Source organism: Asticcacaulis excentricus CB 48, from assembly GCF_000175215.2.
GTDB classification, from domain to species: Bacteria; Pseudomonadota; Alphaproteobacteria; order Caulobacterales; family Caulobacteraceae; genus Asticcacaulis; species Asticcacaulis excentricus.
The window spans coordinates 1,718,799-1,741,663 of sequence record NC_014816.1; the positions used below are offsets into that span (position 1 = coordinate 1,718,799).

Sequence of the window (22,865 nt, forward strand, 5' to 3'; positions counted from 1 at the left end):
AGGGATAACTCACATGGCTAACGATATCGACCTTCACCTGGGCAAGCGTCTGCGCCGCCGCCGCCGCCTGCTTGGTCTGACCCAACAGCAACTGGCCCTGGCCGTCGGCATCCGCTTCCAGCAAATCCAGAAATATGAGTGCGGGGCCAACCGCATCTCCGCCGCCCGCCTGTTCCAGCTCGCCAAGGCGCTGGAAACTCCAGTGACGTATTTCTACGACGGCCTCGAAGACAACACGACCGAAGTGGCCGCCGTGCAGAACGAAGGCATCGAAGTGTTTTCGCGCAAGGAAACGCTCGACCTCATTCAGGCCTATTACCGTCTGTCGGAGCGTCCGCGCCGCCGTCTGCTCGATCTGGCTAAGTCGCTGAACACCGAAACCGAAACCGCGGCCTGATCTGTCTTCCGTCTTGAGTTCCGCCCGGCGGACGCCTACACATGCGACCGATTCAATGCGCGCAAGGTGGTCAATGGCGTTTTCAGCCGAACTCGAAACTCTGGAAGCCTTTATCCTTCGTCTGGCGGAGGCAGCGGCGGGCGTGGCCCTGCCGCTGTTCCGTTCCGTCGAACTGGGTGAGGTAAGTAAACCCGGCCATTCGAGCGGTTTTGATCCCGTGACCGAAGCCGACAAGGGGGCCGAACGCGCTATCCGCGCCCTGATCGAGGCCGAATATCCCGATCACGGCATTATCGGCGAAGAATACGGCACGGTTCGCGCCGAAGCCAACTATGTGTGGGTGTTGGACCCGATCGACGGCACGCGCGCCTTTATCTCTGGCCTGCCATTGTGGACCACGCTGATCGGTCTGCGCCACAAGGGTCGCCCGATTATGGGCGTCATCGCCCAGCCTTTTCTCAAGGAAATCTTCCTCGGCTCGCCTCTGGGCTCGCGTCTGATCACGCCCTCAGGATCGACGCCGCTCCGGGTACGCGACTGCGCGTCGCTGAGTCAGGCCGTTCTGGCCACCACTGACCCCCACCTCTATTCGAACGACGAAGAACCGGCCTTTACCGCCTTGCGCAAAGCGGCCAAGCTGATGCGCTATGGCTGCGACGCCTACGCCTTCGCCATGGTGGCGCAGGGCACGATGGACGGCGCGCTGGAAACGGGGCTCAAGGCTTGGGACATCGACGCCATCATTCCGGTGATTGAAAATGCCGGGGGCGTCGTGACCGACTGGGCGGGTACGCCTGTGGGGCCTTATGGCGGTCAGGTCATGGCCGCCGGTTCACGCGCGGTGCTCGAGGCCGCCATAGGTCACCTGTCGCCCGCTTCCAAGCCCGCCGAGGCGCACTGATTACGGTTTGGCGCTAACGTCAGCCGGAGTCTCTTCGGCGGCCTCCGTTGGGGCCTCTTCCCAGTCCGCGACCTCGACCTCATCCCGCTGCGCGCGCAGGCCTTCCGGCACCGATAGACGTTCCGGCGGCGGTTGCGGCGCATAGACGGGAATGTCATTCAGTTCATAGGAAAAAAAGATAGGCTGTGCCGTTGCCGGACGCACTTCCGTCTCCACGGGCTCCGCGACAACCACCGCCTCCACTGCCTCAGCGGGGACGTGCGAATCGAACACCTCGGTAGCGGCGGGCAGGACCGGTTCGCTCACCGTAACTTCGGCCACCGGGACCTCTGCCACAGATGAAATAACAGACGCGCTCGGTAGAGCCTCGGAGGGCAGGTTGAAGCTGACCTGCTCATCAAATTCGGCCCAGAAGGCGCGGCGATACGCGTCCATCTCCATCAGGATTTCATGATCAGCGCCCGCGATTTCGACGCAACGCCCCTTGGCCAGTTTCTTGACGAAGGCCTTGGTCGGCTGCTTCATCATCAGGCTATCGTCGCTGGAGATCACCACCGACACCGGCGTGCGCACCTTTTTCAGCACCTTGCCCTTATCCTTGAGCAGGGTATCGCCGATGCGCAGCGCAAACAAAAGCCAGCCCCAGGTCGGCGTCCCCACCGCCAGATGCGGGCAGGCAAACAGTTGCTCGCGCCACAGATTATAGCGCGCTGCATCGTGGGTCAGGGCGTCTTCTTCGAAGGTGTGCTCAAACGGATCGTCAAACAGTTCCGGCACATATTCGCTGGCCTGACCGTGTTTGACCTTCCAGTCGGTCTGGAACATCACCGACCACAGGGAGTGCTTGCCCGTCTTGATGCGCAGCATCGGATTGATGAAGACGGCCGCGCTGAACCGCTCCTCACCACGCGTCAGGGTCGCCAGATTGAGCGCCGCCCCCATAGAATGGCCCAGCATCACCCACGGCTTGGGCGCGCGGTCCTCAAAGCCATCCAGCAGGCGTTGATAATCGTCGAGAAATTCGTCTTCGGAGCGCGCATGACCTTTCAGACGGTCGGGCAGCAAACGCGCCGATAACCCCTGCCCGCGCCAGTCGTGCACGACCACACAAAACCGCCGCTCCAGAAGGTCAGTGACGACCTCATAATATTTTTCAATCGGCTCGGCCCGGCCGGGGCTGACGAAGACCGTGCCGCGCGCCGGTCCCTTCGGATGCCAGAAGCCCAGCCGCAGACGCAGCCCCCCCGCACCGCGGAACCATTCACCCACGCCCCCTTCGGGCGGCCGGTATTCCGGTATCGCCATCAGCGGGGCCGCGGTGGACAGGGAAGCAATGCGTGTCACGGGTGCAGTCTCAAACAGGGTTGTCAGGCAGGCTTACGGAATTTCAGCGTCATCCGGTCGCTTTCGCCGATGGATTCATACAGTGTACCATCAAAATCCGGATTTGGCGGCTCTCCTCTGGGGGCCGTGAGGCGATAGGGCGGCAGGGTCCACACACCGAACGGATGCGCCTTGTTATCCTTGGGGTTGGCGTTGATTTCCGACGCCTCCAGAAACTCAAAACCGGCCTCGGCCGCCAGTTGCTTGACGAAGGGTTCCTGCACATAACCATTGGTCGCCGCCGGGTCCTGCGCATTGCCGACATCGGCGCGGTGCTGCTCAACACCCAGCAGACCTCCGGGCTTAAGCGCCGAAAAGGCATCGGCAAAAGCCTTTTCGGCCAAGCCCGCCGCCATCCAGTCGTGCAGCACCAGCAGGAACAAAACCGAATCAACGCTTTCGGCATCGGCCAGCGCCCCGGTCTGCGGCCCGAAGGCGGAAAAACCCAGTTCACCATAAAGTTTGGGATCGGCGGTGAAGCGGCGGCGATATTCGGCGGTCAGGGTGGCCGCTTCGGGGGCCGTGGCCTCGTTCTCGATCAGGGCGGCGACATAGCGTCCCTTGCCGCGCGCCAGCCACGGCGCCAGAATATCGGTCATATAGCCGGCACCGGGCCACATATCGATGACCGTATCACGCGGCTTGATCTCGAAAAACTCCAGCGTTTCGATGGGGTGGCGAAACTTGTCACGCTGACGGTCGATGTCGTTGCGCCACTTGCCCCCCACGGCCCACGGCAGAGTGCCCTCTTGCGCAGCGCCATTGGTCGCTGTGGACTCGCTCTTGCGGCCACATGCGGTAAGCCCCGTGATGGCCAGAGCCGACGCAGCCAACCCCAGACGCATCATACCGCGCCGGTCGAAACTCATTTTGGAATGGTCACGCGCCAATAGGCTACCCGGATGAACTCGTTTCAATCTGAGAAAACCTAAAGCGGTTTCCCCGCCCTGTGAAGCCTCTTGCAGGACAAAAGCACCAACAAGAGACAAAGGGCTGATCAGGCCTCGCCTTCGATTTCCTTCATGGCACTTTGCAGGTAGTTGGGCTCACCCATCAGACGGATCAGACCAATCTGCGTTTCCAGCCAGTCGATATGGTGTTCGGTATCGGCTAGAATCTGGCGCAGCAGGTCGCGGCTGACGTAATCCTGCACGTCTTCGCATTGCTTGATGCCGGACACGAGTACGCCGTGGCCGCGCGTTTCCACCGACAGATCAGCAGTCAGACACTCGGTGATGGTTTCACCGATCTTCAGCTTGTGCAGGTCCTGAAGATTGGGCAGCCCCTCCAGAAAGAAGATGCGCTTGATCAGCAGATCAGCGTGCTTCATCTCCTCGATGGATTCCTGATAGACGATACGGCCCAGATGCGTCAGGCCCCAGTTTTCCAGCATACGCGCATGGAGAAAATACTGGTTGATCGCCGTCAGCTCATTGGTGAGGACGATATTGAGAAGCTTGATAATCGCCGGATTGCCCTGCATGGCCGCACTCCTGAGGTTGACGGTTGTGGCAGGGCCGAAAACGCCGTCTATTCAGCCGCCAGCCGTACGGTGGCGCTAACGTCTTCGATCATCTGCCGGATGTCGCAGACGCATTTGGCGCATTGCGGGCGGGTCTGGCAATGGTTGAAGACGGCTTTTACCGTGGTTGCCCCCGATAAAATGGCCTTCTGCGCGTCTCTTTCGCGGATAGCGTTACAATTGCAAACGTACACGAGGGAGCCTGTGAGTCCACCATTCTGAGAATGCGTCTCAGATAGCATCGCTCACATTCAATTGCAAGTCACTCGCAATGCGGTTCGCACAAAAATGCGAGGCTTCTTGAGAAGCTCAGGCCTGTTCCTTAAAGGTCACGGCGACGCCGCGCTTTTTGAAATAGGACTGCATCAGCTTGCGGCCCGCGCGATTGTTCTGCGCCAGACGCGACGGCTCCACGACCGCCTCCTTTTGACCCTCTGCCGCCAGAGCTGCCTTCAGAGCGGCAATGTGCGTGTCCAGTTGCGCATTATCGTCGATCAGCGACGTATAGACGTTTTCGAGCGCTTCAGTGACAGTCAGGGTGGTCAAAAGGAAACTCCATTATTCGCCGCTCGTCTGCATTAAACGCAGTCAGAGCGGCCTTCATCAGAAAGCCGCTCTAGCAGAAGGCCCCGGCCCTATCAAGCCGCAGCCCAAAACAGGAAAATAGCGGATGTCGCAACGGGGCGACATCCGCCAGGCCCGACCGTCACGCCACGGTCAGGGTAGTCGTTTTCAGGTCGCGGCTGTTAGGGCCGACCATAATGGTGAAGGTGCCGGCTTCGACGACGCGCTTCATATCGGTGTCGAAGAAGGCGAGATCGGCCGGGGTGATTTCCAGCGTTACTGTCGTCTTCGCACCCGGTTCCAGCGTTACGCGCTTGAAGCCCTTAAGCTCCTTAATCGGGCGCGTAACTGACGAATAGTCGTCGCGGATATAGAGCTGCACCACTTCGTCACCCTTCAGTTTGCCCGTGTTGGTCACATCGATCGAAACGGTCAGGCTTTCGCTGGCGGCAATCGTGGCCTTCGAAAGTCGCGGCGCCGAAATGTCGAAGGTGGTATAGCTAAGGCCGAAACCGAACGGATAGAGCGGTGTGACGTCCCCATCCAGATAGCCGCGACGCGCCGTCGGCTTGTGGTTATAGAAGACCGGCAACTGACCGACGCTGCGGGCGAAAGTGATGGGCAGCTTACCGCCCGGATTGGCGCGCCCAAACAACAGGTCGACAGCGGCATGGCCCGTCTCCTGCCCCAGATACCAGCCTTCGATGATGGCATCCGCCTTGTCCTGAAGCAGGTTGATCGACAATGGGCGGCCATTCAACAGGAAGACCACTGTCGGCTTTTTGAGCGCAAAAATGGCGGCTGCCAGATCGTTCTGCTGTCCGATCAGATCCAGCGATTCGCGGTCACCGAGGTGATTGTCGGCCCAGGCTTCGCGCGATGTTTGCTCATTATCGCCCAGCACCATGACGATGGTGTCGGCAGATTTGGCGGCTTCAACGGCCTCAGCGATCAATTTGGCATTGACGGCCGGATCGACGAACTTCACCTCGTCAGCCGCCCAGTCGCGCTTTTCGGTCAAACGAATGGCCTCACGGTATTCCAGCGTGAAGCCTTGCGCCTTGGCTTCCTTTTCCAGCCCTTCATGAATGGACACGACGTGACGAGGGACTTCCGAGTAGCCACCGATAGGTGTGTCCTTGGCGTGCGTGCCAAGCAACAATAGCTTGCCGACCTTTTTGCCATCAAGTGGCAGGACGCCGTTATTCTTCAGCAGCACCGCCGAGCGCACCGCGGCTTCGCGGGCCAAGGCAATGGCATCGGGCGTCGCTGTCAGCTTGTCGGCCTGCTTGGCATCGACATAGGGGTTTTCGAATAGGCCACCGAGGAATTTCAGCTCCAGAATGCGATGAACGATGGCGTCGATCTCAGCCTCTGAGACGCGCCCCGACTGTACCAGCTTGATCAAGTTCGGATAGGCTTCGCCGTCCGGCGTCTCGATATCCACCCCGGCCTTGACGGCGCGATAGGCGGCCTCGGTCATGTCTGGCACCAGATGGTGACGGCTGATCATCTCCTTGATAGCGAAATAGTCGGATACCAGCACGCCCTTAAAGCCCCACTCGCCGCGCAGAACCGTGTCGAGCAGCCACTTGTTGGCGTGCGACGGGACGCCGTCGATTTCGTTATAAGATGGCATGACCGCCGCGATCGGGGTTTCCTTCACGATCTTTTCAAACGGGGGGAAGAAGACTTCACGCAGGGTGCGCTCAGAAATTGGTGCTGGCCCAACATTGGTGCCGTTTTCTGGCTGACCGTGGCCGGTCATATGCTTGAGCGTGGCAAACACCTTGTCCTTGGCCAGCTTGCGGTCCGTACCGGAGAAACCCAGTACCGCCGCCTTGCCCATCACACCCATCAGGTGGGTGTCCTCTCCATAGGTTTCTTCGACCCGCCCCCAGCGCGGCTCCCTGCAGACATCGACCACCGGCGCCAGTGCCAGATTGGCCCCTCGGGCCCTCATTTCCTTGGCACACACGGAAAACACCTTCTCGACCAGTTGCGGATCGAAACTCGACGCCAGACCAATGGCCTGGGGGAAGGAGGTGGAGTCGCGCGCCACGTAGCCGTGCAGGCTTTCCTCATGCATGAACATCGGGATGCCGAGACGGGTCTTTTCCACGGCCCACTTCTGCGCGGCATTGATATAGACGGCGGTTTCCAGTGGATTGCGATTGATTACGCCGACATCTGCACCAGCATTGGCCTGCGTATTTTCGACACCACGGCGGTCGCTTGGGCGCGCAATCATGCCGAGACCGTGGGGGAAAGCTTCGCTGGCCTTTTTGGGGTCAAAATCGCCTTTTTCGTTTTGAATCTTGCCCTTTTGCAGCCAGATACACATCATCTGCGCGACCTTTTCCTCCAGCGTCATGCGCTTGAGCAGGTCAGTTGTGCGGGCTTCGACCGAGGCCGAGGCGTCCTTATACAGAGGCTTGTCCGTCGCAGCGTGCGAGGCGGCCGAAACCGCCAGAGCGGTAGCGCTCACACCGGCAGCAAAATGGCGTCGGTTCAGTTGCAAAGTCATAACTTTTCTCCCTGTGGTCGTCGCGGGACGCATCCCGTTTCACATTCCGATTAACCGTTTTGTGTGACCGCACACGTTCCACACCGCGGTTATATTTTTGCGACGCACGCGGATTACACCCCGTCGTCGCTGTTTATTGACGACTTGCATAGCCGATATACTGGGCCTTGGAAAGGGGCTAATGATAGCGCTACCAGATCGTTTGCGCACGGTATCGATTGCAGCCGACGCGTCAAATGCGGCACATGAAAAAGGCGGCACCGTTCACGGGGAACGATGCCGCCTTTTTTATCGCGCATAGAAAAAATAACGGCGGACAGCACAACCCGCAAGGCTGTCCGCCGCTACCTGAAACCCTCAGCCCTGTCCGAGGAGACAGAGCCAGAAGGTCAGATTTAGAACCGATAGGCCAGACCGACCGAGGCGACGACCGGGTTGAGATCGACCTTGGACTTCAGCGCACCGTCATTGATCTTGGCATCGGTGTTGAACCACACCTTCTTCACGTCGGCATTGAGCGACCAGTTGCCTTTTAGGGCGATATCTACACCGCCCTGCAGCGCATAGCCCAAACCATCATCTAGCTTCACCTTGAAGCCGTTATAGTCCTTACTGTTGTAGAAGATCATGGCGTTGACGCCCGCACCCACATAAGGGCTGACGCGGCCCTTAGGGTTGAAGTGATACTGAGCCGCAATTACCGGCGGGAGGACGCGCGTCGCATGCACCTTCACATCAGTTGTGCCGCCCACGGCGCGTACTTCGTGCTTGGACGTGCCCAGAATAGCCTCAACGGCGATATGATCAGTGAAGAAATAGGTGAAGCCGAGGCTGGGGATGGTGTCGTCCTTCACCTTGACGTCCAAACCACTATCGACGCCGGCGGCTGTCTTGATGTCGCCTTTTTCGTCAGGGGCGACGCTGGTAATGCGGGTGGTTACGATGAACTGCCCCTTGGCCTTTGGCTTGAAGTCCTGCGCCGACGCGCCGTTGGCAAGGCCCATAACCAGCAGGCTGGCACCGATCAGATAAGCGATTTTCATGGCGAATACTCCTCTTCGTGCGTTTCGCTTCGAAGGTGGGTTTAACCGCCCGCCGCATATCTGTGACCTGCGCATTCCGCCGCGCGTCAGCCTGCCTCAGGGACCGGACGCCGCGCGACAAAAAACCACATTTATTACATGGATATTAGGTGATTGCGACGACCGTTCAAGGATTGTATGACCTTCACACCAGCAGCTTACTAAAGGCAAACTCATGTCCGTTCGTAATCTTACGCCCGCAGAAGTTCAGGCCGCTCTCGACAGCGGGGCAATCCATCTGATCGATGTACGCGAAGTGTATGAATATGAGCGGGTCCACGTCCCCGGCAGCGTCAACCTCCCCTTGTCCACCTTCCATCCGGCCGAACTGCCACAGGACGCCAAGGAGATCATTTTCATGTGCGCCGGAGGGGTCCGATCGCTACGTGCCATTGAGGCGGCGCAAGCCTTCGGCCTCACTGCAGACTCGCATCTGGCCCCCGGCATCAATGGCTGGATCGCCGAGGGCCTCCCGGTTGAGGCATAATAAAAGGCCTTTTCCGCTTAAATCGGACAAGGCCTTTTAAAAACTACAGATCGGAGCCGGTATCAAACCGTCTGCATTGCCATCCCTCGTCTCTATTTCCGCGATACGCTTGACCGTCTTGGGATCATCGGGCGGTTCTATTGCGAAATAGAACTTTTCATTCTCATCCTTGTTCAGCGCTTAATCGCCATTGGCGTCGACGCGTTTGGACGGTGGCAACCTGTCAGGCACCCATTCGTCGGGGCTCAGCTTGCTATCGCCATCCTTGCCCATCCTGGTCAGATCGCCCGTTGGTTAGGTAAGGCCTGAGCCGATAGGGTCATGATCAGCACCATGGTCGTCAACGGCGAAGCGCACTCAAACACAATGAAACGCGTACGCTTGAGCATATGTCCTCCCCGTCTGATCTATGCACCACTGCATTCCTTGCCAGCGGCAGGGCCGCCGAGAGAAAGCGATCGGTTTTTTGAGCAATGTCTATGTTTTCGATCAATCTTTCGCGGTTAAAGGACGCTGTGTGAAAGATGCCGCATTCGGAGAACCGGATCGCGTGAGCTGCAACGTTTACGCGATCCGGAACATAGGGTTTAAAACGCTTTGCGCACCGTGACGCCGAAGCTGCGCGGGTCGCCGGGCTGGCCATAGATGGCCCCGGAATTGCCGGCCTGAAGGCTCAGGAACTGCAGATACTCTTCGTTGAAGGCGTTCTTGGCCCACAAGAAGACCTCAGTGCCGCCGCTGGCGCGGTAGCCGACGCGGAAGTTGGCAATGGTTGAGGCTTCGACGACCGTATATTTCGACACCGACGGATCAGAGTTCCAGTCCGAGCGGTAGGAGACATCACCGCTGAAATAGGCGTCGCCGCTTAGCTTACCGATGGTGGCCGGATGGTTATATTCCCAGCCGATCGAGCCCGCCCACTTCGACACAACGGGCAGATCCTTGCCGCTGAGGTCAGCAATAGAGGAACTGGAGGTTTGCAACTCCAGCGGAGCCGGACCGTTCTTGAACGAAGCGTACTTGCCGTCAGTGTAGCTCACGGAGCCGTAGATCGAGAGGTTGTCGGTCGGACGCCACTTGCCATCCAGTTCCACACCACGCACCTCGACCTTCTCGATATTGGCGAGATAGGGACGGATGGCACCCAGATTGCCGTCCACCACGGTCGCCTGATAGTCTTTGACGTTGGTGCTGTAGATCGCGACATTGACCGTGGCGCGCTTGTCCCAGAACTGTGTCTTCAGGCCCGCTTCAATGGTCTCCACCTCTTCCGGCTTGACGACAATCGAGGCGGTGAAGGGCTGGAAGCTGGCATCAACCGGTACGCCGGCGGCATTGATACCGCCCGACTTATAGCCCTTCGACAGGTTGACATAGCCCAGAACCGTAGGCGTCAGATCATAGGCGAAGTTGATCTGACCCGAAGGGCTGTCGTCCTGATAATCGGCCGTATAGGCATAGGTCGGGGCAATATTGTATTTGGCCGTGATCTGGGACGCGACCGTGGTGGCCAGCCCGCCGGTGACGATCTGACGGAAGCTGCCGTCCTTTTCCTCATAGGTGTAACGCAGGCCCGGCGTGATGCGGAAACGATCCGTCACATTCCAGGTCAGTTGCCCGAACAGCGCATAGGAGCGCACCTTGGTGACCACGTGCGTGTTGGAGGTCAGGCCGTCGATCAGGTTTGCGGGCACATTGGTACCGATCAGCCAGAAGGCGCCGTCCTTGCCCCACTGCTCCACGCCATTGGTTTCGACGCGCTGATTAAAGCCATAGGCCCCGACCACCCAGTTGACCTTACGCTCGCCGTTCGAAGCCAGTCGGAATTCCTGAGAAATCTGCTGTTGTTCGGACGGATTGTTGGATTTGACTCGGATTGACAAAGAGGTGTAGTCGCGGTCGTTTTGCGGCGTCCAGTCCCAGTCACGATAGGCCGTGATCGAGGTCAGGGTGACATCGCCCAGATCCCAGTTGACGGTACCCGACAGGCCATTGATCACCTGCTTGGCTTCGAGTGGCGAATTGACATCGACCAGACGGTCATAGGGGTTGGTGGACGGCGGCGCATAGTTGAGCGCTGCGGCCAGCGCCGGGAACTGACGATTGGCGGCTCGCAGCGATGCACCATAGCGCACGAAGGTCTGGGTATTGGCCTCAGGATCCTGATAGGCGAAGTCGTAGGACAGGCGCACATTCAGCGTGTCGGAGGGCTTCCACAGCAACTGGGCGCGCAGAACCTGACTGTTTACGTCGTTCTGCTTGACGTTTAGGAAGGTGTTCTTGAACAGGCCGTCGCGCTTGGTGCCGCCGAAGGCGAGGCGCACCGCTACCGTGTCGCTGAGCGGACCCGACAGGCTGATCTTGGTTTGCAAGAATCCATAGTCACCGACGCTGGCCTCAATACGACCTTCCGGCGTAAAGCTGGGCGCGCGGGTGGTGATGTTGAGAGCACCGGCGGTGGTGTTCTTGCCAAACAGGGTGCCTTGCGGGCCGCGCAGGATTTCCACGCGCTCGATGTCGATCAGATCGACGACGGCCGAGCCGGGGCGCGCATAAAAGACTTCATCGACATAGATGCCGACGCCCTGTTCAAGGCCGTCGTTGGTCAGGCCGATGCCCGACCCCAGACCGCGAATGGTCGTCGCCGTATTGCGCGGGTTGGACGAGATGAATTGCAGGCTCGGCTGCACCTTTTGCAGGTTCTCGACATTGTAAACACCGCTCGCTTCCAGTTGTTCACCCGAAATGGCCGAGACGGCGATCGGCACCTTTTGCAGGTTTTCGCTTTTGCGGCGGGCGGTGACATAGACATCAGTGATGGCGTTATCGCCAGAGGTTACGTCAGCTGCCCCATCGACAGCAGGCACATCAGCGGCAAACACAGGGGAGGCAAGGGCGAGCGAAGAGACACCAGCCAGAAGGGCGAGCGACATCTTCCCCGCCTGCAAAGCGGAGCGAGAATTGGACATGGAGGATACCTTCGTGTGTGAGAGGCGTCGCTTCCGGTCTGTCCGGTCAGGGCGCGTGTTTTTTTGTTTTAAAGCCGGTCGTCTTTGTCGCGGCGGGTCTCAAAGCGAACCTTTTCGCTCTTTTCGATCTGAACGATACGCGAGTCGTGGATGACCACTTCGACCGACCCATACCGGATCTGGCTGATGGCGTTCAGGATGTGCTGCTCCGCCTCGGATAGGGGCCGCGGTGCGGTCAGGTGATGCAGAGGGCTCATCGTGTATTCCCCAGCGACATTAATTACTATCAAATAAGTTGACTATAACCCCGTTTCCGTCAAACGAATTCTGGCAGAGTTTAGAAATCATCCTGTGTGTCCGCGCTGCAACCCGGCACGCTATGGAAGGCCCCTCTCAGGGAGCGCTCATATAAAATTATGATATTACACGATTATGTTTAATTTCCACAACGCAGTCGCGGCAAGCACGCACACTTACCCCGGCTACAAACCCGGACCGCAGGACTGCCGCAATGCCGCCCTGCTTTAGCAATTCTAATTCAAATTACGACTGGTTTGGTTTTATTCAGATTGCGCCATGAAAGAAGGCGTAAATGCGCTGAGCTAGGGCCTCGCTGATGCCCTCGACCTTTCGCAGGTCTTCAATACGCGCCCTGCCCACCTCACGGCCCGATCCGAAGGCCGCCAACAGGGCACGCTTTTTCCGGGGACCGATCCCTTCGATCTCATCTAGCGGATTTTTGATAATCGCCGCGTCGCGCTTCTGACGATTGGCCCCGATGGCGTAGCGGTGTGCCTCATCGCGCAGGCGCTGGAGATAGTAGAGGACCGGTGATTTGGGCTCCATCATGAAGGGGGCACGCCCCGGCATGAAAAAGCGCTCCATTCCGGCGTCACGGTCCGGCCCCTTGGCTACACCGACAATGCGGATGTCCTCCATGCCGAGCTCGCGCATCACTTCCAAAACGGCCTCCAACTGCCCCTGCCCCCCATCGACGAGCACCAGATCGGGACGGCCAAAGCCCTCTTCCTCAGTCGCGCTTTCCGTGCGGTTTTTCAGACGCAGGAAACGACGGCGGAACACCTCGCGCATCATGGCGTAATCGTCACCGGCGGTCATCTTGTCGAGATCGCGGATGGTAAACTTGCGATACTGCCCTTTCATAAAGCCTTCGGGCCCAGCGACGACCATGCCACCCACCGCGTGCGTGCCACCGAGGTGCGAGTTGTCATAGACCTCGATGCGGTTGGGTGGAGCTGCCAACTCGAAGGCCTCTGCCACGCCCTTAAGCAGACGCGACTGCGCCGACTGCTCAGCCATTCGCCGACCCAAAGCCGCCTTGGCGTTGTTGAGTGCATGGGCCACGGCGTCGGCCTTCTCGCCCCGGCGCGGGCAGTGGATTTCCACCTTGCGCCCCGCGCGCAGTGACAGAGCCTCCATCATCAGGTCCGGTTCACTCAGGGGGTGCGAGACAAGGATGAGCTTCGGCACCGGCCGGTCCTGATAGAACTGACCCAGAAAGGCATCGAGGATTTCGCCCTCAGCACTGTCGGCATCTTCGCCGCTGTCGGGCACACGCGGGAAGTAGGCGCGGTCGCCCCAGTTCTGCCCTGCCCGAAAAAAGATAGTCTGTACGCAGGCGGCACCTCCTTCGCTGACCACAGCAAAAACGTCCGCCTCAGCCTCACCGATGCCAATGGACGACGTCATGGATACGTGGTTGAGCGCCCGCACACGGTCGCGCAGATGCGCCGCCTTCTCGAAATCCATGTCGTCGGAGGCATTCATCATCCGTTTGGTCAGGTCATCGATGACCACGCGCGAGCGGCCCTTCAGGAAGGCCTCGGCCTGTCCTACTAATCCGGCATAATCCTCAAGACTGATCTCACCGGTACACGGCGCCGAACAGCGACGAATCTGGTGCAACATGCAAGGCCGCGTACGCGAAGCATAGACACTGTCGGTGCAGGTACGCAGCAGGAAGGCGCGTTGCAACGTGTCGAGGGTCCGGTTCACCGCCTGGGTCGAAGCAAAGGGGCCAAAATATTCGCCCTGAATGGCGTGGGCGCCACGGTGCTTCGTGATCTGGGCCGCCGCATGGTCCTTTCGTACAAGAATCTCAGCAAAAGACTTATCGTCGCGCAGCAGCACATTGTAGCGCGGTTTCAGCGCCTTGATCAGGCGCGCCTCGAGCAAAAGCGCCTCGCCCTCGGTCTGGGTGCGCACGATGATCATGGACCGGGTCAAATACACCATACGCGCGATACGCTGAGCGTGGACGCGACCCTGTGCGTACTGAAGGATGCGCTTTTTCAACGACTTGGCCTTACCCACGTAGAGCACCTCGTCGTTTTCGCCAATCATGCGATAGACACCGGGCTTGTCATCGGCCAACCGCGCCTCACGCAAAATCAGGGCCGCACCCGTCAGGGGGGCATCGGTCGGGAGAGCTTCGATTTCGGTGTCGGTTGGCAGGTCGGACATGCGCCTGATATAGGCGAAGGGTCAGAACGGGGCAAGAACATCCACATACACCTTCGGCGCTTAAATGACAAAATTGCAAAGGTGAGCCACAGGAATTGACTTGCCATCGTCTGGGCATGGCGTCATGGAAAGACACCTCACACAAAATCGTGATCGCATGACCGCCACGCCCGCCGCCCGCTTGTCCGAAATCCGCGCCCTCACGGGCTTGCGCGGAGTGGCGGCCCTGTTTGTGGTGCTTTATCACGCCACCGGCTATTTTCGCTTTCCCGATCCGTGGCAACACTATGTGCGGCATGGCTACATTTCCGTCGACCTGTTCTTTGTACTGTCTGGCTTTGTCATGGCTATGACCTATGGCAAACTGTTCGATACCGGATTTCAGTGGCCGAATTTTCGCAAATTCATCCTCATGCGCGTGGCACGCGTGTGGCCGTTGTTCGCCCTGATGACACTGATTACCGCCGCCCTGATACCGAGTGTTCTGGGCACGCGCTACTATTCCGAAAACGTCTGGCACGGCCTTCTCCCCAACCTGACGATGACTCAGGCCTGGGGGCTGGCCAATTCTATCGTCCGCCCGTCATGGTCGATTTCGACCGAATGGGCGGCTTATCTCGTCTTTCCCCTGCTGGTGATCGGGGCCCTAAAAGGCTCATGGCAACGAGCGCTTCTGTGGGTTGTGGTGGCCGCCTGTCTGTTGGCCTTTGTCGCCTATGGCCCTCTATGGTTCGGGCAGACGATTCGCCGCTCAGGCCCGCTCGACATCGCCGCCTCCTACGCCAGCGGGACCATATTGCGCTGCCTGCTGAGTTTCTTTATTGGCATGGTTGCCTATCGTTTCCGCGCCCTTGTGCCGTCACGTGCCGGGGTCCTGTTTCTGGTCGCGTCGCTGCTGCTGATCGCGTGGCGGCCTTCAGACCTGATTCTGGTTAGCTTATTTACAGGGCTGATCATGGCCCTGTCCGAAGATGAAGGCCCGGTAGCGAAAATGTTGGCGTGGCGTCCCGTCTATCTGATCGGCGTGTGGTCCTACGCCATATACCTGATCCACGACGTCGTGCTGTTCGTTACGTTTCGCACCCTACCGAAGTTCGGTCTGAGCCTGCCGGGGGAGCGCGTTCACTGGCTGATGGCGGCCATAGGGATTACGATTATTCTGTCCGCCCTGGCCCACTATGGCTTTGAAAAGCCTTCTCGCGATGGGCTGCGCCGATTGATCAGCCGCTGGACGGCCCGTAAGCCGGACCTTCATGCCGTCCCCGGCGACCTCCCGACTGAGCCCGCCCCTACCACAGCGGGTCCGGCGGTAGACCTTGCAGAGCTTCCTGTATCCGCCGCAAAGACCCGCCGTTGATATTGCCCGGCAAGGCGTCGATATCGAAGAAATCAACATTCTTGATTTCGCCTTGCGAGGTCAGTTCACCGCGCTCGAAGCGGTCGATACGATAGAGCAGCACGTGATCGCCGGGGAAGAAGCGTTCATTGGAATGGATGGACAGTAGACGCGGCGTTTCCTGGGCAATAATCCCCGCCTCTTCGCGCAGTTCACGCACCACAGCATCACCCGCCGCCTCAAAGGCATCGACGCCACCACCGGGCAACCACCAGCCTTCAAGATAGGTGTGCTCGATGAGCAGAACGCGGCGCTCATCCTCGACCACCAGGCCACGCACGCCCAGAGTCTTGCCCCGGGTCATGCGCGAATGGGCAAAAAACAGCGGCCGTGTGTACGGCTCGACAAGGCGCTTCCAGTCTTCCATGATGGTAAAAATAAGATAAATAACGCTGTGCGCAAGCCTTGCGCCCGGCTTTTTCTCGCAGCGCCGCGCAACAAGGCTTGAGTTCGCCGTAAGAGGCGCTTAATCAGATTAAAACAGGACTGACCGGGAGATCTCACATGCTGGCCATCGGCATTTTTGCGGGCTTCATCGCCTTCTATTTCATCGTCAACTATATCGACTTTGGCCGTATTGACTAAACCCGCTCCCAAAGTCGCCTCCAAAATCGCTTTGGTCACCGGAGCAGCCAAACGCATCGGCAGGGCCGTAGCCTTTGCGCTGGCCAAACGCGGCTATGACATCGGCGTCCATTACGGTACTTCCGCTAGCGATGCGCAGGCTCTGGTCGAGCGGTTACGCGCCTCGGGCGTACGGGCTGAGGCGCTTCAGGCCGATCTATCGGACGCCGACAGCGTCAACGCGCTCATCCCCGCGGCGGTGGCCGCTCTGGGGCCTGTGAGCCTGCTGATCAACAATGCATCTGTCTTTTTCGATGACCGCGCCGGGACGCTGACGGTCGAACGCTGGCACGCCCATATGAACACCAATCTGCTGGCCCCTGTCCTGCTGGCGCAGGGGTTTGCGGCACAAGGCCCTCTGCCTGATGGGGCGGCCATCGTCAATCTGATCGATCAACGCGTACTAAAGCCCTCACCGCCCTTCTTCTCCTACGGTTTGTCGAAGGCCGGGTTGTGGCACGCTACGCGCACTCTGGCGCAGGAACTGGCGCCCCGCATCCGGGTCAATGCGGTGGGGCCGGGCCCCACCCTGCCCTCCATCCACCAGACCGACGCCGATTTCGAAGCCGAGGCCGCTTCGACCCTGCTGCAAAAGCGGGTGACGCCGGAGGAGATCGCCGAGGCCGTGGTGTTTCTCGCCGAAGCTCCTTCGGTCACCGGCCAGATGATCTGCGTCGATTCGGGCCAGCATCTGGGCTGGAAGACGCCGGATATGGAGGGGCTGTAGGCTGTTATATCGCTGCAATGTCTCGGCGCATCCCAGTCGTTGAATCCCGTCCCGATTATACCTCCCACTTTACTGGGGAGGGGTAGCGCACGACGCCGCGTTTACGCGGTAAGATGCGGTCATGGGGGCTCTTTGTAAATTCCAACCAACGCCCGGGCGGATACAGCGCATGGCTCACCACCTCGCCCTTGGTGCGATGCGATAGATTACTTTGTACGTTCTACGCTGTAATCGGCGAGCGCTTCCAACGCTGTGCGCCAGTCTGAGGGCTCAAAGCCTTTCAGTGCATCCTTAGCCTTCTGTGCGTAATGGCGGGCCGTTTCCATTGTCTTGGCCATCGCCCCCGATTCGACGATCAGGGCCTGAGCCTGCGCCAAATCACCGTCGGTCTGATCGCGCAGGGACACGGTGCGGTGCCAGAAAGCAGCGGCTTCGGGCGTCGCCTTAACCGCGAGGATCAGCGGCAGGGTCGCCTTGCCCTCGGCGAAATCGTCACCGGCATTTTTACCAAGGCTCTGAGTCGTACCGCCGTAATCCAGCGCGTCATCTTGAATCTGAAAGGCCAGGCCGAGGTTCAGGCCATAGTCGCGCAGCGCCTGCTGACCTGCCGAGGACGCGCCCGCCGCCACGGCTCCGCTTTCTGCGGCCGCCGCAAAAAGAACCGCCGTCTTGGCCGCGATGATGTCGATATAGGTCGCTTCGGTAAGGTTAACGTCGTAGGCCTTCATGAGTTGCAGAACTTCGCCTTCAGCAATGACCCCCGATGCCTTGGACAGGATGCCGAGCGCCTGAAGCGAGTCGGTTTCGACCATCAGCTCAAAGGCTCTAGCGAACAGAAAATCCCCGACCAAAACCGAAGAGGGCGCGCCCCAGATAAGGTGGGCCGCAACCTTGCCCCGGCGCAACTGGCTGGAATCAACCACGTCATCGTGCAACAAGGTCGCTGTGTGGATAAACTCAACGGCCGCCGACAGCTTTCGGTGGTGAAGGTTCGTCGTCCCGGCCACACGCGCCGCCGCCACACACAGCAGCGGACGTAAACGTTTGCCACCCGCGCTGACCAGGTGCTCGGCTAGAGCTGGAATCACCGCGACATCACTCTGCATGCGCTCTGTGATGATGGCGTTAACCGCAGCCATGTCGTCTGCGCACAGACGCACCAGCGCCTCGACATCCGCCTTACCCGCAGTCTTCGCGGGGGAGGATTTGTGCGTTTTCTCGATATTGGCGGTATCCAAAACCCACTACTCCGGCACACTTGTAAAGTGTTAAACCCCTTAAACTTCCTTTACGTCTTAGTCCATGCCCCGCGAAGCGAGTTTGTGCTATATCCCGATAAAATTGCTACAGCCCCGGATACACACCTTTTGTCAGAGACAGCCTTACCCCCCCCTGCTGATGTCATGCCGACCACCCTGCTGGGGGGACGGGTGCGGCTTTGGCAACCCGTGAAGGGCTATCGAATTGGCATGGACGGCGCCTTGCTGGCAGCGGGTGCAGCGGGCATGCTGGCTGAGCGCGCCAAAAGGGCCGTGAGTGCTTTAGAGTTAGGCTGTGGTGTGGGGGGCGTCATTTTGTCACTGGTGGCGCGCTGCCCGTTAGTGCACGTCGTGGGTATCGAGCGTGACGAGGCGACCTTTGCAGTGACCCAAATCAATCTGGCACAGGCGGGAGGCGACCACCGTGCGATTCTCGGCGATATTGGTGCCGGATACCGCAGTTTTGACCTAGCGCGATTTGACCTTGTCCTGAGCAATCCGCCCTATTTCGACGATCCTGAGACGCTGCGCGCACCGCATGAGTTGAAACGACCAGCGTGGATTGCCGATGACGGGCTTCAGGCGTGGCTCGACTTCGCACAGGCCGCCGTGGTCGATGGCGGGGAGATTATGTTCATCCACCGTGCCGACCGTTTGGGGGATATCTTAAGTGGCTTACCAAAATGTGGTTCGTTCGTCATCCGCCCCATCCAGGCTTTTGCTGGTGAGGCGGCAAAGCGGGTGCTGGTGCGCGCCAAACGACTGGGAAAGGCCCCGCTGCGTCTCCTGCCACCGCTGGTCCTACACGATAACGGCGAGCGCAAACATACGCCGGAAGTCGAGGCCATTTTGCGTGGCGAGGTGGATTTGGGGTGGTAGAAAACACCTCTCCCGTTTTCAGAGGTGTAGGTCTATCTTTCGCTACCTATGGGATTAAGGCCGCTGTGGCGTTGGGATGCCAGCTTAAACTACCGCTTATTGTGTCATTGTTTATTTGAAAGCAGCCGGCCATATTTAGCGTGGTCTCAAATATTGTTCTTGCGAGTTTTCCGACGAATATATTTCATTTGAGATCGATTTGGCGCATCGACATTAGTCTCGCCTTCTGCGCTCTTATTGGCGACCGCCACAATGATCCATGCGAATGGCAACAAAATCAAGCCAATGATCATACCGATGTCATATGATCCGCGTCTTCATACGCGGCGTTCAGTGCGCTACGCACCACCCTCCTCAGGATCAGGGCAGGCGTTAAAGATGGTAAACCCCACCGCGTGAACCGCGGTGAGGCATTTTGCGCAAGGGTATAGGCGAGTCCCCGTTTAGTTAACCGTCGGCTTGCCGATAACAAGATGATCGCCGTCAAAGCTGACACTGATCACATCACCATCGGCGAACGCCCCCACAAGGATGCGTTTGGCGATCGCATCGACCAATTGTTTCTGAATTACACGCTTGAGCGGACGCGCGCCATAGGCCGGTTCGTATCCCAGTTCCGCCAGGTGGTTGAGCGCCGCGTCGTCGATGGCGAGTGTCATCTGACGATCCTTCAGCAACTTTTCCAGACCCTTGAGCTGGATACGCACTATATTGCCCATTTGAGCCCGACCTAGCCGGTGGAAGAGAATAGTTTCGTCTATGCGATTGAGAAATTCCGGCCGGAAGTGTCGCTTAACCTCATCCATAACCAAACCGCGCACCATTTCGACGTCCTGATCATCCTCCATATTGACGAGATACTGCGACCCCAGATTGGACGTCATGACGATCAGTGTGTTGCGGAAATCGACCACACGCCCCTGCCCGTCTGTCAGCCTTCCATCGTCCAGCACCTGAAGCAGGACGTTGAACACGTCCGGATGTGCCTTTTCGACCTCGTCAAACAGCACGACTTGATAGGGCCGGCGGCGCACGGCTTCCGTCAGCGCCCCGCCCTCGTCATAGCCGACATAGCCCGGAGGCGCGCCGATCATGCGCGAAACCGCATGCTTTTCCATATATTCGGACATGTCGAGGCGCGTGATGGCGGTCTCATCGTCGAACAGGAATTCTGCCAACGCCTTGTTCAACTCAGTCTTGCCGACGCCTGTCGGCCCAAGAAATAGGAATGAACCGATCGGACGATTGGGGTCTTTGAGCCCTGCCCGCGCCCGGCGCACGGCATCGGACACGGCTTCAAGAGCTTCGTCCTGACCGACGACGCGCTTGCGCAGTTCGTCCTCCATGCGTAGCAGCTTGTCACGCTCGCCCTCCATCATCTTGTCTACCGGAATACCGGTCCAGCGCGAGACCACCTGAGCAATCTGCGCCGAATCAACGACTTCCGGAGTCAGCGGGGCCTCTTCCGAGTTGGTTTCAGCCTCAGCGACCATTTTTTCCAGTTGCGGAATCTGACCATAGAGAATTTCCGACGCCCGTTGGAGGTCTCCCGAACGCTGCGCCGACTGAAGCTCGATACGCGCGCGGTCCAGAGCTTCGCGAGCGCGCGAGGCGGCCCCGACCTTGTCCTTTTCCGACTGCCAGCGAGCGGTCAGATGGGCCGACTTGCCCTCCAGATCGCCCAACTCCTCATTGAGCTTTTCCAGGCGCGTTTTTGAGCCCTGATCGCTTTCCTTCTGTAAGGCCTCGCGCTCGATTTTGAGCTGGACGATGCGGCGGTCCAGCTCATCCAATTCTTCCGGCTTGGAATCGACAGCCATACGCACGCGCGAGCCGGCCTCGTCGATCAGGTCAATGGCCTTGTCCGGAAGAAAGCGATCGGCAATATAGCGGTTCGACAGGGTGGCAGCCGCCACGATGGCGCTGTCGGAAATCTTGACGCCGTGGTGAACCTCGTACTTTTCCTTCAGTCCGCGCAGGATAGAAATGGTGTCTTCGACAGTCGGTTCCTGAACAAAAACGGGCTGAAAACGCCGAGCCAGAGCCGGGTCCTTTTCGACATGCTTCTGGTACTCATCGAGCGTCGTCGCACCGACGCAGTGCAATTCACCGCGCGCCAGAGCCGGTTTCAGCAGGTTCGACGCATCCATCGCCCCGTCGGACTTACCGGCACCGACAAGCGTGTGCATTTCGTCGATAAACAGAACAATCTGACCTTCGGCCTGCGTAACCTCATTTAGGACAGACTTTAGACGTTCCTCGAACTCGCCGCGGTACTTGGCCCCGGCGATCAAAGCGCCCATGTCGAGCGACAAAAGCTTCTTGTCTTTCAGCGATTCCGGCACGTCGCCATTGACGATTCGTTGCGCCAGACCTTCGACAATGGCGGTCTTACCAACACCTGGCTCACCGATCAGTACAGGGTTGTTCTTAGTGCGACGGGCCAACACCTGAATGGTCCGGCGAATTTCCTCATCGCGTCCAATGACCGGGTCGATCTTACCATCCAGCGCCGCCTGCGTGAGGTCCCGCGCATATTTGTTGAGCGCATCGAAACCGGCCTCGGCATTGGAGGAGTTGGCGGGCTTGCCCTTGCGAAATTCCTTCTGCGCGTCCTTCAGCGCCCCCAGCGACGTGCCCGCCGCCTTGAGCAAGGCCGCGCCGTCGCTGTTGTTCAGCGCGGCGACCAGCAAACGGTCGGCGGTGACGAAGGCGTCGCCTGCCTTGTTGGCGTCATTTTCCGCATCGGTGAAGGCCTTGGCGGTATCATTGTGCATATAGAGCTGCTGCGTGCCACCGGTGACGGACGGCAGCTTGTTCAGTGTCGCATCGACAGCACCGACAAAGGCTTCTGGGCGTCCGCCCGCGCGCTCAATCAAAGGCCGCGCAACGGACTCGCGGTCCTCGCTCAGCGCCTTGAGCAGATGCAGCGGAGTGAAATACTGATGGTTGCGGCTTTGGGCAATAGCCTGCGCGCTTTGGATAAGCTTTTGAGTTTTCTCGGAGTATTTTTCGATATTCATCGTCTGGGTTCCCCTTCAGAGGCGGATGGATGTGACCGGCCCTTCAACGGAAGCAACCGCTCATGTTCTCCGATATGGTGTGATCTTCGCGCCACACAAGGGGAATTCACAGGGGAATTATTGTCGCATGACAACGGCATGAAACATTTTAATTAACTAGGAAATCAATTAATATAATTTCCTAGTCAACATGACCATATCTCACCTCGAAGATCATCTCGGCTACTGGCTTCGGCTAGTGTCGAATGCTGTCTCTCACAGCTTTGCCCGTCAGGTCGAGGCTCTGGGCGTGACAGTGGCCGAGTGGGTATTCCTGCGTACCCTTTATAACTATGACCACCGCTCACCCTCTCTGCTGGCCGGGCAGATGGGCATGACTCGCGGAGCCATCACGAAATTGGCCGACCGCCTGATCGCCAAATCTTTGGTGACGCGCACCGCCGATCCGGAGGATGGCCGCGCTCAGACCCTTGCCCTGACCCCGGAAGGGCGGGCCAAGGTACCGGTGCTGGCAAAATTGGCCGATGCCAATGACGCGGCATTCTTCGATGCCCTGAGCGCGCAGGAACGCGCTGCCCTGGAGCAGTCTCTCAAGAGCTTGATTACCCGCCGCCACCTGAGCGGCATCCCTACCAATTGAT

General features: G+C 58.9%; 20 protein-coding genes. 7 read left to right on the forward strand and 13 right to left on the reverse strand.

Annotated features, from left to right (window positions below):
* The first annotated feature begins 4 nt into the window (after positions 1-4).
* Both ASTEX_RS07925 and hisN read left to right on the forward strand, forming a co-directional pair.
* Entirely contained in the window at positions 5-397 is a 393-nt protein-coding gene (locus ASTEX_RS07925) for a helix-turn-helix domain-containing protein (RefSeq protein WP_085930442.1), read from the forward strand.
* Between the two features lie 73 nt (positions 398-470).
* On the forward strand, positions 471-1,298 hold the full coding sequence (gene hisN, locus ASTEX_RS07930; protein WP_013479090.1) for a histidinol-phosphatase: 828 nt from the start codon (positions 471-473) through the stop codon (positions 1,296-1,298).
* Here the strand turns inward: hisN and ASTEX_RS07935 are convergent, their stop codons facing one another.
* The 7 genes from ASTEX_RS07935 to ASTEX_RS07960 form a co-directional block, all read right to left on the reverse strand.
* Positions 1,299-2,642, reverse strand: coding sequence for an alpha/beta hydrolase (locus ASTEX_RS07935; RefSeq protein WP_013479091.1), 1,344 nt, complete (start codon positions 2,640-2,642; stop codon positions 1,299-1,301).
* Positions 2,643-2,665: 23 nt separating this feature from the next.
* The gene (locus ASTEX_RS07940) at positions 2,666-3,550 is read right to left on the reverse strand and encodes a class I SAM-dependent methyltransferase (RefSeq protein WP_144004636.1); all 885 of its coding nucleotides are present in this window, start codon (positions 3,548-3,550) and stop codon (positions 2,666-2,668) included.
* A gap of 128 nt (positions 3,551-3,678) precedes the next feature.
* Positions 3,679-4,164 carry a bacterioferritin gene (gene bfr, locus ASTEX_RS07945; RefSeq protein WP_013479093.1) on the reverse strand — a complete coding sequence of 162 codons (486 nt, stop codon included), beginning with the start codon at positions 4,162-4,164 and terminating at the stop codon, positions 3,679-3,681.
* 47 nt (positions 4,165-4,211) lie between these two features.
* Positions 4,212-4,397: a (2Fe-2S)-binding protein gene (locus ASTEX_RS19890; protein WP_013479094.1), complete on the reverse strand. Its 186-nt coding sequence runs from the start codon at positions 4,395-4,397 to the stop codon at positions 4,212-4,214.
* 115 nt (positions 4,398-4,512) lie between these two features.
* Positions 4,513-4,749: a hypothetical protein gene (locus ASTEX_RS07950; protein WP_013479095.1), complete on the reverse strand. Its 237-nt coding sequence runs from the start codon at positions 4,747-4,749 to the stop codon at positions 4,513-4,515.
* 160 nt (positions 4,750-4,909) lie between these two features.
* Positions 4,910-7,294 carry a glycoside hydrolase family 3 N-terminal domain-containing protein gene (locus ASTEX_RS07955; protein WP_013479096.1) on the reverse strand — a complete coding sequence of 795 codons (2,385 nt, stop codon included), beginning with the start codon at positions 7,292-7,294 and terminating at the stop codon, positions 4,910-4,912.
* 395 nt (positions 7,295-7,689) lie between these two features.
* The gene (locus ASTEX_RS07960) at positions 7,690-8,337 is read right to left on the reverse strand and encodes an OmpW/AlkL family protein (protein WP_013479097.1); all 648 of its coding nucleotides are present in this window, start codon (positions 8,335-8,337) and stop codon (positions 7,690-7,692) included.
* A 214-nt stretch (positions 8,338-8,551) separates the two neighbouring features.
* Between ASTEX_RS07960 and ASTEX_RS07965 the strand changes: the two genes are divergently transcribed.
* Positions 8,552-8,863, forward strand: a complete 312-nt coding sequence (locus tag ASTEX_RS07965; RefSeq protein ID WP_013479098.1) for a rhodanese-like domain-containing protein — start codon at positions 8,552-8,554, stop codon at positions 8,861-8,863.
* Between the two features lie 587 nt (positions 8,864-9,450).
* On the opposite strand, the gene ASTEX_RS07970 is transcribed toward ASTEX_RS07965, so the two are convergent.
* The 3 genes from ASTEX_RS07970 to uvrC all read right to left on the reverse strand — a co-directional run bounded on the left by ASTEX_RS07970 (position 9,451) and on the right by uvrC (position 14,316).
* Positions 9,451-11,832 carry a TonB-dependent receptor gene (locus ASTEX_RS07970; RefSeq protein ID WP_013479100.1) on the reverse strand — a complete coding sequence of 794 codons (2,382 nt, stop codon included), beginning with the start codon at positions 11,830-11,832 and terminating at the stop codon, positions 9,451-9,453.
* Between the two features lie 68 nt (positions 11,833-11,900).
* Positions 11,901-12,089, reverse strand: coding sequence for a YezD family protein (locus tag ASTEX_RS07975; protein ID WP_013479101.1), 189 nt, complete (start codon positions 12,087-12,089; stop codon positions 11,901-11,903).
* Positions 12,090-12,396: 307 nt separating this feature from the next.
* Positions 12,397-14,316: an excinuclease ABC subunit UvrC gene (uvrC, locus tag ASTEX_RS07980; protein ID WP_013479102.1), complete on the reverse strand. Its 1,920-nt coding sequence runs from the start codon at positions 14,314-14,316 to the stop codon at positions 12,397-12,399.
* Between the two features lie 157 nt (positions 14,317-14,473).
* Between uvrC and ASTEX_RS07985 the strand changes: the two genes are divergently transcribed.
* Positions 14,474-15,673, forward strand: a complete 1,200-nt coding sequence (locus ASTEX_RS07985; protein ID WP_144004637.1) for an acyltransferase family protein — start codon at positions 14,474-14,476, stop codon at positions 15,671-15,673.
* Here ASTEX_RS07985 and ASTEX_RS07990 read toward each other — a convergent pair.
* Positions 15,606-16,079, reverse strand: a complete 474-nt coding sequence (locus ASTEX_RS07990) for an NUDIX domain-containing protein (RefSeq protein ID WP_013479104.1) — start codon at positions 16,077-16,079, stop codon at positions 15,606-15,608. The genes ASTEX_RS07985 and ASTEX_RS07990 overlap by 68 nt on opposite strands.
* Before the next feature lie 210 nt (positions 16,080-16,289).
* Between ASTEX_RS07990 and ASTEX_RS07995 the strand changes: the two genes are divergently transcribed.
* On the forward strand, positions 16,290-17,063 hold the full coding sequence (locus ASTEX_RS07995; protein ID WP_013479105.1) for an SDR family oxidoreductase: 774 nt from the start codon (positions 16,290-16,292) through the stop codon (positions 17,061-17,063).
* Between the two features lie 206 nt (positions 17,064-17,269).
* Here ASTEX_RS07995 and ASTEX_RS08000 read toward each other — a convergent pair whose 3' ends face one another.
* Positions 17,270-18,301 (reverse strand): polyprenyl synthetase family protein, encoded by a 1,032-nt coding sequence (locus ASTEX_RS08000; protein ID WP_013479106.1) that lies wholly within the window; start codon positions 18,299-18,301, stop codon positions 17,270-17,272.
* 165 nt (positions 18,302-18,466) lie between these two features.
* Here ASTEX_RS08000 and ASTEX_RS08005 point away from each other — a divergent pair, with 165 nt between their 5' ends.
* Positions 18,467-19,201 carry a tRNA1(Val) (adenine(37)-N6)-methyltransferase gene (locus tag ASTEX_RS08005; protein ID WP_013479107.1) on the forward strand — a complete coding sequence of 245 codons (735 nt, stop codon included), beginning with the start codon at positions 18,467-18,469 and terminating at the stop codon, positions 19,199-19,201.
* Between the two features lie 443 nt (positions 19,202-19,644).
* Here the strand turns inward: ASTEX_RS08005 and clpB are convergent, their stop codons facing one another.
* On the reverse strand, positions 19,645-22,224 hold the full coding sequence (clpB, locus tag ASTEX_RS08010; RefSeq protein ID WP_013479108.1) for an ATP-dependent chaperone ClpB: 2,580 nt from the start codon (positions 22,222-22,224) through the stop codon (positions 19,645-19,647).
* A gap of 190 nt (positions 22,225-22,414) precedes the next feature.
* On the opposite strand from clpB, the gene ASTEX_RS08015 reads away from it, so the two are divergent.
* Positions 22,415-22,864 carry a MarR family winged helix-turn-helix transcriptional regulator gene (locus ASTEX_RS08015; protein WP_013479109.1) on the forward strand — a complete coding sequence of 150 codons (450 nt, stop codon included), beginning with the start codon at positions 22,415-22,417 and terminating at the stop codon, positions 22,862-22,864.
* Position 22,865 lies beyond the last annotated feature (1 nt).